General features: G+C 70.1%; 14 protein-coding genes and 4 tRNA genes. 11 read left to right on the plus strand and 7 right to left on the minus strand.

Annotated elements, in window-relative coordinates; all coding sequences use genetic code 11:
* Positions 1 to 148: 148 nt before the first annotated feature.
* The gene (locus tag ACZ7LS_RS04960) at positions 149 to 637 is read right to left on the minus strand and encodes a YajQ family cyclic di-GMP-binding protein (RefSeq protein WP_382520332.1); all 489 of its coding nucleotides are present in this window, start codon (positions 635 to 637) and stop codon (positions 149 to 151) included.
* 221 nt (positions 638 to 858) lie between these two features.
* On the opposite strand from ACZ7LS_RS04960, the gene ACZ7LS_RS04965 reads away from it, so the two are divergent.
* A tRNA-Tyr gene (locus tag ACZ7LS_RS04965) sits at positions 859 to 940 on the plus strand.
* 64 nt (positions 941 to 1,004) lie between these two features.
* On the opposite strand, the gene ACZ7LS_RS04970 is transcribed toward ACZ7LS_RS04965, so the two are convergent.
* The 4 genes from ACZ7LS_RS04970 to ACZ7LS_RS04985 form a co-directional block, all read right to left on the minus strand.
* Positions 1,005 to 1,538 (minus strand): hypothetical protein, encoded by a 534-nt coding sequence (locus tag ACZ7LS_RS04970; RefSeq protein ID WP_385131710.1) that lies wholly within the window; start codon positions 1,536 to 1,538, stop codon positions 1,005 to 1,007.
* 141 nt (positions 1,539 to 1,679) lie between these two features.
* Positions 1,680 to 2,180 carry a GyrI-like domain-containing protein gene (locus ACZ7LS_RS04975; protein ID WP_382520337.1) on the minus strand — a complete coding sequence of 167 codons (501 nt, stop codon included), beginning with the start codon at positions 2,178 to 2,180 and terminating at the stop codon, positions 1,680 to 1,682.
* 95 nt (positions 2,181 to 2,275) lie between these two features.
* Positions 2,276 to 2,932, minus strand: a complete 657-nt coding sequence (locus tag ACZ7LS_RS04980; RefSeq protein ID WP_382520339.1) for an SDR family oxidoreductase — start codon at positions 2,930 to 2,932, stop codon at positions 2,276 to 2,278.
* Positions 2,933 to 2,982: 50 nt separating this feature from the next.
* Positions 2,983 to 4,320, minus strand: coding sequence for an amidohydrolase family protein (locus ACZ7LS_RS04985; RefSeq protein ID WP_382520340.1), 1,338 nt, complete (start codon positions 4,318 to 4,320; stop codon positions 2,983 to 2,985).
* A 219-nt stretch (positions 4,321 to 4,539) separates the two neighbouring features.
* Here ACZ7LS_RS04985 and ACZ7LS_RS04990 point away from each other — a divergent pair.
* The 8 genes from ACZ7LS_RS04990 (at position 4,540) to ACZ7LS_RS05025 (ending at position 9,333) form a co-directional block, all read left to right on the plus strand.
* Positions 4,540 to 4,612: transfer RNA gene (locus ACZ7LS_RS04990), tRNA-Thr, on the plus strand.
* 47 nt (positions 4,613 to 4,659) lie between these two features.
* A tRNA-Met gene (locus tag ACZ7LS_RS04995) sits at positions 4,660 to 4,732 on the plus strand.
* Between the two features lie 92 nt (positions 4,733 to 4,824).
* On the plus strand, positions 4,825 to 4,989 hold the full coding sequence (gene rpmG, locus ACZ7LS_RS05000; RefSeq protein ID WP_003956487.1) for a 50S ribosomal protein L33: 165 nt from the start codon (positions 4,825 to 4,827) through the stop codon (positions 4,987 to 4,989).
* A gap of 122 nt (positions 4,990 to 5,111) precedes the next feature.
* On the plus strand, positions 5,112 to 5,564 hold the full coding sequence (locus tag ACZ7LS_RS05005; protein WP_382520341.1) for an FAS1-like dehydratase domain-containing protein: 453 nt from the start codon (positions 5,112 to 5,114) through the stop codon (positions 5,562 to 5,564).
* Positions 5,565 to 5,569: 5 nt separating this feature from the next.
* Positions 5,570 to 5,998 (plus strand): MaoC family dehydratase, encoded by a 429-nt coding sequence (locus ACZ7LS_RS05010; protein WP_129771792.1) that lies wholly within the window; start codon positions 5,570 to 5,572, stop codon positions 5,996 to 5,998.
* A 119-nt stretch (positions 5,999 to 6,117) separates the two neighbouring features.
* A complete protein-coding gene (locus tag ACZ7LS_RS05015) occupies positions 6,118 to 6,678 on the plus strand; it encodes a TetR/AcrR family transcriptional regulator (RefSeq protein ID WP_382668484.1) in 561 nt (186 codons plus the stop codon).
* Positions 6,679 to 6,769: 91 nt separating this feature from the next.
* Complete coding sequence (locus ACZ7LS_RS05020; protein ID WP_382520344.1) at positions 6,770 to 8,212, plus strand: MFS transporter; 1,443 nt, start codon at positions 6,770 to 6,772, stop codon at positions 8,210 to 8,212.
* Positions 8,213 to 8,277: 65 nt separating this feature from the next.
* Positions 8,278 to 9,333: a UDP-N-acetylmuramate dehydrogenase gene (locus ACZ7LS_RS05025; protein ID WP_385131715.1), complete on the plus strand. Its 1,056-nt coding sequence runs from the start codon at positions 8,278 to 8,280 to the stop codon at positions 9,331 to 9,333.
* Positions 9,334 to 9,380: 47 nt separating this feature from the next.
* Here the strand turns inward: ACZ7LS_RS05025 and ACZ7LS_RS05030 are convergent, their stop codons facing one another.
* Both ACZ7LS_RS05030 and ACZ7LS_RS05035 read right to left on the minus strand, forming a co-directional pair.
* The gene (locus ACZ7LS_RS05030) at positions 9,381 to 10,427 is read right to left on the minus strand and encodes an adenosine deaminase (protein WP_382668477.1); all 1,047 of its coding nucleotides are present in this window, start codon (positions 10,425 to 10,427) and stop codon (positions 9,381 to 9,383) included.
* Between the two features lie 97 nt (positions 10,428 to 10,524).
* On the minus strand, positions 10,525 to 11,751 hold the full coding sequence (locus ACZ7LS_RS05035) for a pyridoxal phosphate-dependent aminotransferase (protein ID WP_382668474.1): 1,227 nt from the start codon (positions 11,749 to 11,751) through the stop codon (positions 10,525 to 10,527).
* A gap of 237 nt (positions 11,752 to 11,988) precedes the next feature.
* Here ACZ7LS_RS05035 and ACZ7LS_RS05040 point away from each other — a divergent pair.
* Both ACZ7LS_RS05040 and secE read left to right on the plus strand, forming a co-directional pair.
* A tRNA-Trp gene (locus tag ACZ7LS_RS05040) sits at positions 11,989 to 12,061 on the plus strand.
* A gap of 108 nt (positions 12,062 to 12,169) precedes the next feature.
* Positions 12,170 to 12,454: a preprotein translocase subunit SecE gene (gene secE, locus ACZ7LS_RS05045; RefSeq protein WP_030351417.1), complete on the plus strand. Its 285-nt coding sequence runs from the start codon at positions 12,170 to 12,172 to the stop codon at positions 12,452 to 12,454.
* Positions 12,455 to 12,457 lie beyond the last annotated feature (3 nt).

A 12,457-nucleotide genomic window follows, 5' to 3' on the forward strand; every position in this document is an offset into this window, starting at 1 on the left:
GCTACGAGTAACGAGTCTCCGCCCTCCGAACCGCCGTGGCTGGCGGAATTCGGACAGCACGCCCGACCGGTGGCGTCCGGGGCGGGAGCGGAGCGCCCGCCCCGCGCCCATGACTCCCGCGTCCTCCTACGTCACCGGTCGGTCCGTGTCACCGGTAGTTCACGAACTGCAGCGCGAAGTCGAAGTCGTGCCCCTTGAGCAGGGAGATCACGGTCTGCAGGTCGTCGCGGCTCTTCGAGCTGACCCGCAGCTCGTCGCCCTGCACCTGCGCCTTGACGCCCTTGGGGCCCTCGTCACGGATGATCTTCGCGACCTTCTTGGCGTTGTCCTGGGAGATGCCTTCCTCGATCGACGCGAAGATCTTGTACTCCTTGCCGGACAGCTGGGGCTCGCCCGCGTCCAGCGTCTTGAGCGAGATCCCGCGCTTGATCAGCTTGGACTGGAAGACGTCGAGGATCGCGCTGACCCGCTCCTCCGAGTTCGCCTGCATGAGGATCTTCTCGCCGGACCAGCCGATCGAGGCGCCGACGTTCTTGAAGTCGTAACGCTGCGCGATCTCCTTCGAGGCCTGGTTGAGTGCGTTGTCGATCTCCTGCCGCTCGACCTTCGAGACGATGTCGAAACTGGAGTCGGCCATGTCCTGTGGCTCCTTGTAATCGGTGCTGTTCGGGTGCTCATCGCATGCTCGCTGCGGCGTCTGGACACCGCCGGTCGCTGCCGCAAAGCCTAGTCACCCACACCCGACTAGAGTGCTGATCAATCCGGTGGCGGAGCACCCCCGCGCATCGGGTATCGTTTACGTCGTTGCCACGGAGCACCGCCCACAGCGGCTTCTCCAGAAGGCAGCGAACATCCCATGGCGGTGTGCCCGAGTGGCCAATGGGAGCGGACTGTAAATCCGTCGGCTTAGCCTACCCAGGTTCGAATCCTGGCGCCGCCACGCGATAAAAATGGCCCCCGGTCTGCGGAAACGCAGACCGGGGGCCATTTCTCGTGGGCCGGCGTCAGCCCTTGGGCCGAGGGGAGGGGTTCGCGGTGGACTCCCCGGACTGTGTGCGGGGAGTCGGAGCGTTCTCGGCCGGTCCGGCGGAGAGGTACGTCCTGCGAACGGTGCCGGCCTCGCCCCCAGGGCTTGCCCGAAGGACCGATATCGCTTCCAGCAGTCGGGAGGTCCTGGGTTCGATGATCACGCGACTGCTGCCGTACCCCATCTTCAGTTCAATGGCGGTGCCCTGGCGTCCCGCACTGTCCTTGACACTGCCGGCCAGACGCACATGCGGGATGCCGGCGAGGACCTCGTAGAGCGCCGCCGCACGCAGCCGGGGGCCGGCGGGTGCGCGCGACGTGCCGCGGTCCACGTCGTACGTACCGCGGCTTGCGAAGGCCCGGAGCCATACCTCCGCCAGCAGATCGTCCGCGGCGCCCGGCGCCCGGCGCGAGAGATAGCCGTGCAGCGCCCCTGAATGCCGTACCACCAACAGCTCGAACGCCGCCGGCTCCCGTATCGAGCGGGTGAGCAGATCTTCGTCCGTTTCCACCGGACCTCCCATCGGCACCGCCTGGACAGCGGCCTCACCCTGTACTTGTCGCCAAGGCCCGGGAGCGTTCGCGGCCGGACGGCCGGCCGGACGGGGCACACGAGCGCGCCCGTCCGGGCCGCGACCCCCGTCCGGGCCGGGCTACTCGTTCAGGTCGGCGAGCCGGAACGCCAGCTCCGTCTCCCAGTTGGCCGGGTCAGGCTCCACCCGTGGGTCGGTCTTGTACGACTCCAGCCGGCAGCCCCAGTGCTCCACCCCGTCGACGACGGTCATGTCCCACTCCAGCCCCTCGTGCGCCGCCCACTCGCGCAGCGCCCGGGTCACCGCCAACAGCCCTTCGAAATGGCCGAGGTGAGTGAGCGTCGCGTAGTGGCCGGCGGGCAGCGTCCCGACGCGGATCTCGCCCTCCGGCTCCGGCGCCGACACCAGCGGGACGCCGGCCTCCACCTCCGACTCGCCGTCCATGTCGACGGTCCGGTAGCGGAAGAACGGCGCCCCCGCCGGCTCCAGGCCCTGGCCGAGCACCCAGCCGATGACCTCGGGCAGCCGGTCGGCGATCGTCGGGAACTCGTCCATCCGCACGGATTTCCCGATGGCGACGTACGGCTGCTCGCCTCGTCGGACGATCTTCGGCAGGTTCACGGCGCGCTCCGGTCCATGTCCTCGATGTCCTCGATCACGTTCCGCACGCTCAGGTCCTCGTTCATGGGAACAAGGACCGCCGCGGGGCACGGAACTCATCGTCCCTCCGCCGCCTTCACCGCCTCGGCCACCGGCACCGTCCCGCCGATCAGTTCCAGCGTCCGCCCCGCGGTCCCCGTGGTCCTCACCAACTCGGCCAGCACCGCCGCCACATCGTCGCGCGGCACGGGCCCCCGCCCCGTCGACTCCGCGAGCCGTACGAGCCCCGTCCCCGGGTCGTTCGTCAGCATCCCCGGCCGCAGGATCGTCCAGTCGAGCCCGGACCTGGACCGTACGTACGCGTCCGCCGCGCCCTTGGCCCGCAGATACGCGTCGAAGACCTCATCGCCTTGGTGATCCGGGTTGGCGCCCATGGACGAGACGACGACATGACGGCGTACGCCCGCGCGCTCGGCGGCGTCCGCGAAGAGGACCGCCGCGCCCTTGTCCACCGTCTCCTTGCGGGCCGCTCCGCTCCCGCCGCCCGCACCCGCGGCGAACACCGCCGCGTCCGCGCCCTTCAGCACCTCGGCCACCTCCTCGACGGAGGCGGACTCCAGGTCCAGGACGACCGGTTCGGCGCCGGCGTCGCGCAGATCCGCCGCCTGGGCGGGGTCGCGGATGATGCCCGCGGCCTCGTCTCCGCGTGCGGCGAGCAGGCGCTCCAGCCGCAGCGCGATCTGACCATGTCCTCCGGCAATCACGATTCGCATGCTCACGACCGTACGTCCGGCGGCCGTTCGCCGCTCATCCGCCATCCCGCTCAGGGACCGGGGTTGCCCAGGACGGACCGTCCCTGCCGGGGCAGTTCCAGCGCGACGGCCGCCGCCGAGTCGCAGTACTCCCGTACAGCGCTCGTCCGCGCCACCACCCGCCCGCGGTGGATGACGATCCTGCTGTACGCGAGGGACAGCACGCCCTCGATCCGCTCCCCGCGTACCGCCAGCAACTCCGCCGGAAAGCCCGCCTCGACCCGTACCGCGGGCAGCCCCATCGCCGCCCGCGCGGCCCCGCTCACCGCGTCGTACGCCTCCGCCGCCCGCATGCCGCCCTGCGACGCGAGCAGGTAGGCGGCCTCCAGCGGATCCCCGCGCCCGACCGGGTTCGACACGTCCCGCAGCGCCCCGCTGCCCGCCGCGATCCGCACCCCGGCCGCCCGCAGCAGCTGTACGGGGGCGACGCCGCGCTCGGCGTCCGGCAGCCCGGAGCCCCGTGACTCCGCGCCCGGCGGCCGCGTGGCCCGCCGGTCCGCGTCCACCCGCTCCACATCCGTACGTTCCACGCCTCCGCAGCCGCCCTGCGGCAGACAGACCACCGTCACACCGGCCGCCGCCAGTTGCCCGGCGGCCCGCGCCGCCGTCCCGGCGGGCAGTCTGGCCAGCCCCGCGCACGGCCCGAGCGTCACCCCGGGCCGCAGGCCGCCCGCCATCGCGGCGAGCCGGGCGAGCCGGACCGGATCGTCACCGTCCGTATGCAGATCGACGGGGCAGCCGTGCTCGGCCGCGATCCCCAGCACCGCTTCCGCGTACCCGGCCGGATCCGGGTCCAGATCGGGGCAGCCGCCCACCACCCCCGCGCCCATCTTCACCGCGTCCCGCAGCATCGCGAGCCCGTCGGCGCCCGCGAGGCCCGTCAGCAGGCGCGGTACGGCGACGGCGGTCAGATCGGCGAGACCGCGCAGCGAACGGCGGGCCTGGAGCACCGCCTCCATGCGGCCCAGCTCCTGCGCGTCCCCGATCCGTACGTGGGAGCGCAGCGCGGTCGCGCCGTGACCGAGCTGGAGCAGGGCGGCCTCGGTGGCGCGGCGCTGCACGTCCTCGGGGGAGTAGGAGCCCGGTCCGTCGGGGGTGAGCGCGGTGAGGGCGGTGTCACTGTGGGCGTGCGGCTCGGCCGGCGCCGGGAGCAGCAGATAGCCGGCCAGATCCAGCCGGGTGCCGTACGCGGCGAGACTGCCCGCCGTGCCCACGGCCTCGATCCGGCCCGAGCTGAGCCGTACGTCCACGGTGCGGCCGTCGGTGAGACGGGCGCCGCACAGGACGAGCGCGGTGGTGTCCGCCGGGGCTCCGTCGGACGGCTGCGGCTGCGGCTGGCTGTCGGGCATCGGGCTCCTGGTGAGGGCTTTCTGGTCGGACTCCGGCGTGCAAGATCACGCAGCGTGAGTCGAGCCTAGGGGCGCCTCGGCCGGCGTTCGAGGAGGAGCGCAATAGTCGTACCGGCGAGCCCACCAGTGGCGTACGGGACACCGCGGGACGCGTGGGGTGAGGGGCGGGAAAACGGATTTGGGCGATCGGCAACCGACCGTGTAATGTCTTCATCGCTCGCCCCAATAGCTCAGTCGGTAGAGCGTCTCCATGGTAAGGAGAAGGTCTACGGTTCGATTCCGTATTGGGGCTCAGATGTTCGGTGATCCTCGCCCTCGGGCGAGGAGATCCAACATCGAAGCGGTGTAGCTCAGTCGGTAGAGCAAGCGGCTCATAATCGCTGTGTCACCGGTTCAAGTCCGGTCACCGCTACACAAAGTAGCCGATTGTGGGGTCGGTCCTTCGATCGGCTACTCTTTTCTGCGTTCATCCGTTCATCCGTTGTCCGTCCAAGGAGCACTCACGTGGCTGCCACCGACGTCCGCCCGAAGATCACGCTGGCCTGCGTGGAGTGCAAGGAGCGGAACTACATCACCAAGAAGAACCGGCGTAACAACCCGGACCGTCTTGAGATGAAGAAGCACTGCCCGCGCTGCAACTCGCACACCGCGCACCGCGAAACGCGCTGAATCAGGCTCGTATGCGAGGCCGTCCCCGGTTGGGGACGGCCTCGTGTCGTTTCCTTGTCCACATCAGGGTCTCCAGGTCTCCAGCAGACCTGTGGTCATCTACATCAGGAGGGAGCGAGTCAGTGGCGCTCGATCAGTCCTTCGTGGGGCGGAGCTATCCGCCCACCGCGCCGTACGAAGTCGGCCGGGAGAAGATCCGCGAGTTCGCCGAGGCGGTGGGCGACCCGAATCCGGCGTACATCGATCTGGAGGCCGCCAAGGCCCTCGGGTACTGCGATGTGATCGCGCCGCCGACCTTCGTGTTCGCGATCACCTTCAAGGCCGCGGGTGACGTCATCGCCGATCCGCAGCTGGGTCTGGACTACAGCCGCGTGGTGCACGGCGACCAGAAGTTCGCGTACACCCGTCCCGTGCGGGCGGGCGACCGGCTGAGTGTCACGTCGACCATCGAGGCGATCAAGTCCCTGGCCGGGAACGACATCATCGACGTCCGTGGTGAAGTGCATGACGAGGCCGGCGGGCATGTCGTGACCGCGTGGACCAAGCTGGTGGCACGCGCCGCCGAGGAGGCGTGAGGCCGGTGACCGCGAAGATCGGCTACGACGAGGTCGAGATCGGTACGGAGCTGCCGGCCCGCAGCTTCCCCCTCACGCGCGCGACGCTGGTGCGGTACGCGGGCGCCTCCGGGGACTTCAACCCGATTCACTGGAACGAGAAGTTCGCCAAGGAGGTCGGACTCCCGGACGTGATCGCGCACGGCATGTTCACCATGGCCGAGGCGATCCAGGTGGTGACCGACTGGGTGGGCGATCCGGGAGCCGTCGTCGAGTACGGAGTCCGCTTCACCAAGCCGGTCGTGGTGCCCAATGACGACCGGGGCGCGCTGATCGAGGTCAGCGCGAAGGTCGCGGCCAAGCTGGAGGACAACCGGGTCCGGGTGGATCTGACGGCGATGAGCGCGGGACAGAAGGTGCTGGGCATGTCCCGCGCCGTTGTCCGGCTCGCCTGAGTGACCGATCCGTACGCGGCCGAGTGACCGCTGCGTGATCACTGTGTAAGGGGTGCCCGCAACAGACGGGCGCCCCTTACGGTTGACATAGGTAGTGATTGGTCAATAACTTAATCTCCATGGTCAGGATGAGTGCGGAAGAGCGACGCGAGAGTGTGGTCCGCGCGGCGGTCGCGGAGTTCGCCAGGGGCGGCTACCACGGCACCTCCACGGAGGCGATCGCCCACCGGGTCGGAGTCTCGCAGCCGTATCTCTTCCGGCTCTTCCCGAACAAGCAGGCCATGTTCCTCGCCGCCGCCGAACGCTGTCTGGCGGACACCACGCGCGTCATGACGGAGGCGTCGGAAGGGCTGGAGGGCGAAGCGGCCCTGCACGCCATGGCGAACGCCTATCAGCGGCTCATCGCCGATGATCCGCAGAAACTGCTGATGCAGATGCAGATGTACGTCGCGGTGGCGACCGCCGAGGCCGCGGGGGACCACGAGTTCGGCGACACGGTACGGGCCGGCTGGCAGACGCTCTGGGACACCGTGCACCTCGCGCTCGGGGCGGACGTGGACGAGACCACGACGTTCCTGGCGTACGGGATGCTGATCAACACGCTCGTCTCGCTGGGCTTCCCGTCCGGTCATCGCATCTGGTCCGGCTTCCACGGCGAGGCCCGGCCGTCCGAGGGCTGAACGCCGGGCGGGGAGTGCCAGGCGCTTCCGTATGCCCGGGGGAGTTAGTCATCAATAACTAATCAGTGTGATGTCCAACAGGGGGAGAACAATGAGTCAGCCAACGCCCGGCGGGTCCAGAGCCATCTGGACCCTCGTCATCACGGGGGTCGCCGGCTTCATGGCGGCCCTGGACAACCTCGTCGTCACCACCGCGCTGCCCTCCATCCGCGAGGAACTCGGCGGGGCGCTGGAAGACCTGGAATGGACCGTCAACGCCTACACGCTCACGTTCGCGGTCCTCCTCATGTTCGGCGCCGCCCTGGGCGACCGGTACGGCCGCCGCAGGCTCTTCCTGGCCGGCCTCGCGATCTTCACCGGTGCCTCGGCCGCCGCCGCGCTCTCACCCGGCATCGACGCGCTGATCGCCGCACGCGCCGTGCAGGGCGTCGGCGCGGCGATCATGATGCCGCTCACCCTCACCCTGCTCACCGCCGCCGTCCCCGCCGAACGGCGAGGAGCCGCCCTCGGCGTCTTCGGCGCCCTCACCGGCCTCGCGGTCGCCAGCGGTCCCCTCGTCGGCGGCACCCTCACCGAACACCTCTCCTGGCAGTGGATCTTCTGGCTGAACGTCCCGATCGGCCTCGCCCTGCTGCCCCTCGCCCGGCTGCGCCTCCAGGAGTCGTCCGCGCCGAACGCCCGCCTCGACATCCCCGGCACGCTCCTCGTCAGTACGGGCCTCTTCGGCATCGTCTACGCCCTGGTCACGGCCAACGCCGACGGCTGGACGAGCTTCCCGGTCCTGCTGGGCCTGACCGCCGGCGGCGCGCTGCTCATCGCGTTCGTCGTGCACGGACTGCGCCACCCGCACGCGATGCTGCCCATGCGGCTGTTCAGGAACCGCGGCTTCGCCGGTATCAACGGCGCCGGCCTCCTGATGTTCCTCGGCATGTTCGGCTCGATCTTCCTGCTCAGCCAGTTCCTGCAGGGTGTCCTCGGCTACACGCCCACCCAGGCCGGGCTGAGGATGCTCCCGTGGACCGCCATGCCGCTGCTCGTCGCACCGATCGCCGGGGTGCTCACGGACCGGATGGGCGGCCGGCCCGTCGTGGTCGCGGGTCTGACCCTCCAGGCGCTCGGCCTCGGGCTGTTCGCCCTGGTCATCGAGCCGGACATGTCGTACGCGGTGCAGCTGCCCGCGCTGGTCGTCAGCGGGGTCGGGATGGGGCTCTACTTCGCCCCGGCCGCCAGCCTGGTCATGTCCAGCGTCCGCCCGGCCGAGCAGGGCATCGCCTCGGGTACGAACAACGCCCTGCGCGAGGTCGGCGGAGCGCTCGGTGTGGCCGTCCTCGGCGCCGTCTTCGCCGCGCGGGGCGGCTACCGCACGCCGGACACCTTCACGGACGGCACGGTGCCGGCACTCTGGATCGGCGCGGGGCTCGTGGCGCTCGGCGCGCTGACGGCCCTGCTCATCCCGGGGCGCGGCGCCCAGCGGGTGTCGATGCTCAAGGAAGCAAAGGACGAAACGGACGAGCGCGAGCCCGCGGCCGTCTGATGTCGGGCCACCGCGATCGCAGCCGCGATCGCAGCCGCGATCGCGCTGGCCCGTACCCTTGTCCCGTGCAGGAACTCCACGACGCGCCCCTCGCCCCACTGACCACCTTCCGCCTCGGCGGCCCGGCGACCCGCCTGGTCACAGCGGTCACCGACGACGAAGTGACCGCCACCGTGCGCGAGGCGGACGACGCCGGTACGCCGCTGCTGATCATCGGCGGCGGCAGCAATCTGGTCATCGGGGACAAGGGCTTCGACGGCACCGCCCTGCGCATCGCGACCAAGGGCTTCTCGCTCGACGGCACCACCCTGGAGCTGGCCGCGGGCGAGATCTGGAGCGACGCCGTCGCCCGTACCGTCGAAGCGGGCCTGGCGGGCATCGAATGCCTCGCCGGGATCCCCGGCTCGGCCGGCGCCACGCCGATCCAAAACGTCGGCGCGTACGGCCAGGAGGTGTCGAGCACCCTCACCGACGTCGTCGCCTACGACCGCTCCACCGGGCGGACAGTCACGCTCACCAACGCCGACTGCGGCTTCTCGTACCGCCACAGCCGGTTCAAGCAGCACCCGGAGCGCTGGGTCGTGCTGCGGGTCCGCTTCGCCCTGGAGGACGCGCACGGACTCTCCGCCCCGCTCAAGTACGCCGAGACGGCCCGCGCCCTCGGGGTCGAACCCGGCGACCGCGTCCCGGCGGAGACCGCGCGCGACACCGTCCTCAAGCTGCGGGCGGGCAAGGGCATGGTGCTCGACGCCGAGGACCACGACACCTGGTCGGCCGGGTCCTTCTTCACCAACCCGATCCTGACCGACCGGGAGTACGCGGAGTTCGTCGCGCGCGTACGGGCCCGCCTCGGCGACGAGGTGACGCCGCCCGGCTTCCCGGACGGGGAGGGGCGTACGAAGACCTCCGCGGCCTGGCTGATCGACCGGGCCGGTTTCACCAAGGGGTACGGCACGGGCCCGGCCCGTATCTCCACCAAGCACACCCTCGCCCTCACCAACCGGGGCGCGGCGACCACCGAGGATCTGCTCGTGCTCGCCCGGGAGGTGGTGGCCGGGGTCCAGGAGGCGTTCGGGATCACGCTGGTCAACGAGCCGGTGACGGTCGGCGTCAGCCTCTAGGTCCTGTCCGGACACGTAGCGGTTCGTCCGGCCGGACGAACCGCGCGTCAGCCGGCCAGCCAGCCGTCGATGCCCGTCAGCAGCTTTTCCCGTACCTCCCGCGGCGCCGCCGACCCCCGCACCGACTGCCGCGCGAGCTGGGCCAGTTCGGTGTCGCTGAAGCCCTGGTGCCGGCGCGCCAGCTCGTACTGCGCCGCCAGCCGCGAGCCGAACAGCAGCGGGTCGTCCGCGCCCAGCGCCATCGGGACCCCGGCGTCGAACAGCGTCCGCAGCGGGACATCCTCCGGCTTCTCGTAGACGCCCAGCGCGACATTCGAGGACGGGCAGACCTCACAGGTCACCCCGCGCTCCGCGAGCCTGCGCAGCAGCTTCGGGTCCTCCGCCGCGCGGACGCCGTGCCCGATACGGGCCGCCCGCAGATCGTCCAGGCAGTCACGTACGGACGCGGGACCGGTCAGCTCACCGCCGTGCGGCGCGGCCAGCAGCCCGCCGTCCCTGGCGATCGCGAAGGCCCGGTCGAAGTCCCTGGCCATCCCGCGGCGCTCGTCGTTGGAGAGCCCGAAACCGACGACCCCCCGGTCCGCGTACCGGACGGCGAGCCTGGCCAGGGTCCTGGCCTCCAGCGGATGCTTCATACGGTTCGCCGCCACCAGCACCCGCATCCCCAGGCCGGTCTCCCTGGACGCGGTGTCCACGGCGTCCAGGATGACTTCCAGGGCCGGGATCAGTCCGCCGAGATGGGGAGCGTACGAGGTGGGGTCGACCTGGATCTCCAGCCAGCCCGAGCCGTCCCGTACGTCCTCCTCGGCCGCCTCGCGCACCAGCCGCTGGATGTCCTCGGGCGTCCGCAGACAGGACCGGGCGATGTCGTAGAGCCGCTGGAAACGGAACCAGCCGCGTTCGTCGGTCGCGCGCAGCCTGGGCGGTTCGCCGCTGGTCAGCGCCTCGGGAAGATGAACGCCGTACTTGTCGGCGAGTTCGAGCAGCGTCGTGGGCCGCATCGAACCGGTGAAGTGCAGATGCAGATGAGCCTTGGGCAGCAGGCTGAGGTCGCGGGGGCGGGTGGTGCTCTCCATTCGTAGATCCTGCCGCATGCTCGCGCCGACCGGCAGCCACTTTCCCCGATCGAGATCTTGTCCGAACGCAAAAACGGGCCCCCGGCGGTAAGCCGGGAGCCCGTCGCGAGCCTGCTCAGTCCTTGGCCTCGCCCAGCAGCTTCTGGAGCCTGCCCACGCCCTCAGCCAGGTCCTCGTCGCCGAGCGCGTACGACAGCCGCAGATAGCCGGGTGTGCCGAACGCCTCTCCGGGGACGACCGCGACCTCGGCCTCGTCCAGGATCAGCGCGGCCAGCTCGACCGACGTCCGCGGGCGCTTGCCGCGGATCTCCTTGCCCAGCAGCGCCTTCACCGACGGGTACACGTAGAAGGCACCCTCCGGCTCCGGGCAGACGACGCCGTCGATCTCGTTCAGCAGCCGCACGATGGTCCGGCGGCGCCGGTCGAAGGCGGCGCGCATCTCGGCGACGGCGGTGAGGTCACCGGAGATGGCGGCGATCGCCGCGGCCTGCGAGACGTTGGCGACATTGGACGTCGCGTGCGACTGGAGGTTGGTCGCGGCCTTGACGACATCCTTGGGGCCGACGATCCACCCCACACGCCAGCCGGTCATCGCATAGGTCTTGGCCACACCATTGACCACGACGCACTTGTCGCGCAGCTCCGGCACGACGGCCGGCAGCGAGGTGAAGGCGGCGTCGCCGTACACGAGATGCTCGTAGATCTCGTCCGTCATCACCCACAGCCCGTGCTCGACGGCCCAGCGGCCGATGGCCTCGGTGTCGGCGGCGCTGTAGACGGCGCCCGTCGGGTTGGACGGCGAGACGAAGAGGACGACCTTCGTGCGCTCGGTACGCGCGGCCTCCAACTGCTCGACGGAGACCCGGTAGCCGGTGGTCTCGTCGGCCACGACCTCTACCGGGACACCGCCGGCCAGCCGGATCGACTCGGGGTACGTGGTCCAGTACGGAGCCGGGACGATGACCTCGTCGCCCGGGTCCAGGATGGCCGCGAACGCCTCGTAGATCGCCTGCTTGCCGCCGTTGGTCACCAGGACCTGCGCGGGCTCGATCTCGTAGCCGGAGTCGCGCAGCGTCTTCGCGACGATCGCGGCCTTCAGCTCGGGGAGCCCCCCGGCCGGCGTGTAGCGGTGGTACTTGGGGTCACGGCACGCCTCGACAGCGGCCTCGACGATGTAGCCGGGCGTCGGGAAGTCGGGCTCGCCGGCGCCGAAGCCGATCACCGGACGTCCGGCTGCCTTCAGGGCCTTGGCCTTGGCGTCCACGGCCAGGGTCGCGGACTCGGAGATCGCGCCGATACGGGCGGAGACCCGGCGCTCGGTCGGAGGGATTGCAGCGCTCATGGGCCCATGGTCCCAGACCCGAAACCTCCCTGGCACACAGGTTTCGCTGGGTGGACACATAGGTGGACGGGGGAGAAAGACCGCCGCGCGGGACGTGGGCCGCGACGGTCGTGGGGGAAGCTGTTCGACGCGGGGGCCGCGACCACGTACACTCACTCGTCGTTGGCCCTCAGCCACCAGGTCCGTACCGGGCACTCCGTGCATCCGGTCGGATGCGGTAGGTTGGGGAAAACGCAAAGGGTCGTAGCTCAATTGGTAGAGCACTGGTCTCCAAAACCAGCGGTTGGGGGTTCAAGTCCCTCCGGCCCTGCTACACACATCTTCGCCAGGATGTGTGCGCATGTACGTACATTGAATGCATCGCCGTGCGGCTCCCCCGGGCGCGGCACGGCCACGACCCGGAATCAGGTGAGAGAGCGTGACGGACGCCGTGGGCTCCATCGACAAGCCTGATGCTGACGACGAGTCCGCCGAGTCGAAGAAGCCCCGTAAGGGCGGCAAGCGCGGCAAGAAGGGCCCACTGGGCCGTCTCGCGCTCTTCTACCGTCAGATCGTCGCCGAGCTGCGCAAGGTCGTCTGGCCGACTCGCAACCAGCTGACTACGTACACCACCGTGGTGATTGTCTTCGTCGTCGTCATGATCGGTTTGGTGACCGTGATTGACTATGGCTTCCAGCAAGCAATCAAGTACGTCTTCGGCTGATCC

The organism is Streptomyces sp. NPDC039430 (assembly GCF_055639435.1).

Excerpts from the sequence above, each read along its gene's own strand:
- ACZ7LS_RS04960 (WP_382520332.1), bottom strand. The coding sequence starts at position 637 with ATGGCCGACTCCAGTTTCGACATCGTCTCGAAGGTCGAGCGGCAGGAG.
- ACZ7LS_RS04980 (WP_382520339.1), bottom strand. The coding sequence starts at position 2,932 with ATGCGAATCGTGATTGCCGGAGGACATGGTCAGATCGCGCTGCGGCTG.
- ACZ7LS_RS04985 (WP_382520340.1), bottom strand. The coding sequence starts at position 4,320 with ATGCCCGACAGCCAGCCGCAGCCGCAGCCGTCCGACGGAGCCCCGGCG.
- ACZ7LS_RS05015 (WP_382668484.1), top strand. The coding sequence starts at position 6,118 with ATGGTCAGGATGAGTGCGGAAGAGCGACGCGAGAGTGTGGTCCGCGCG.
- ACZ7LS_RS05020 (WP_382520344.1), top strand. The coding sequence starts at position 6,770 with ATGAGTCAGCCAACGCCCGGCGGGTCCAGAGCCATCTGGACCCTCGTC.
- ACZ7LS_RS05030 (WP_382668477.1), bottom strand. The coding sequence starts at position 10,427 with ATGCGGCAGGATCTACGAATGGAGAGCACCACCCGCCCCCGCGACCTC.
- ACZ7LS_RS05035 (WP_382668474.1), bottom strand. The coding sequence starts at position 11,751 with ATGAGCGCTGCAATCCCTCCGACCGAGCGCCGGGTCTCCGCCCGTATC.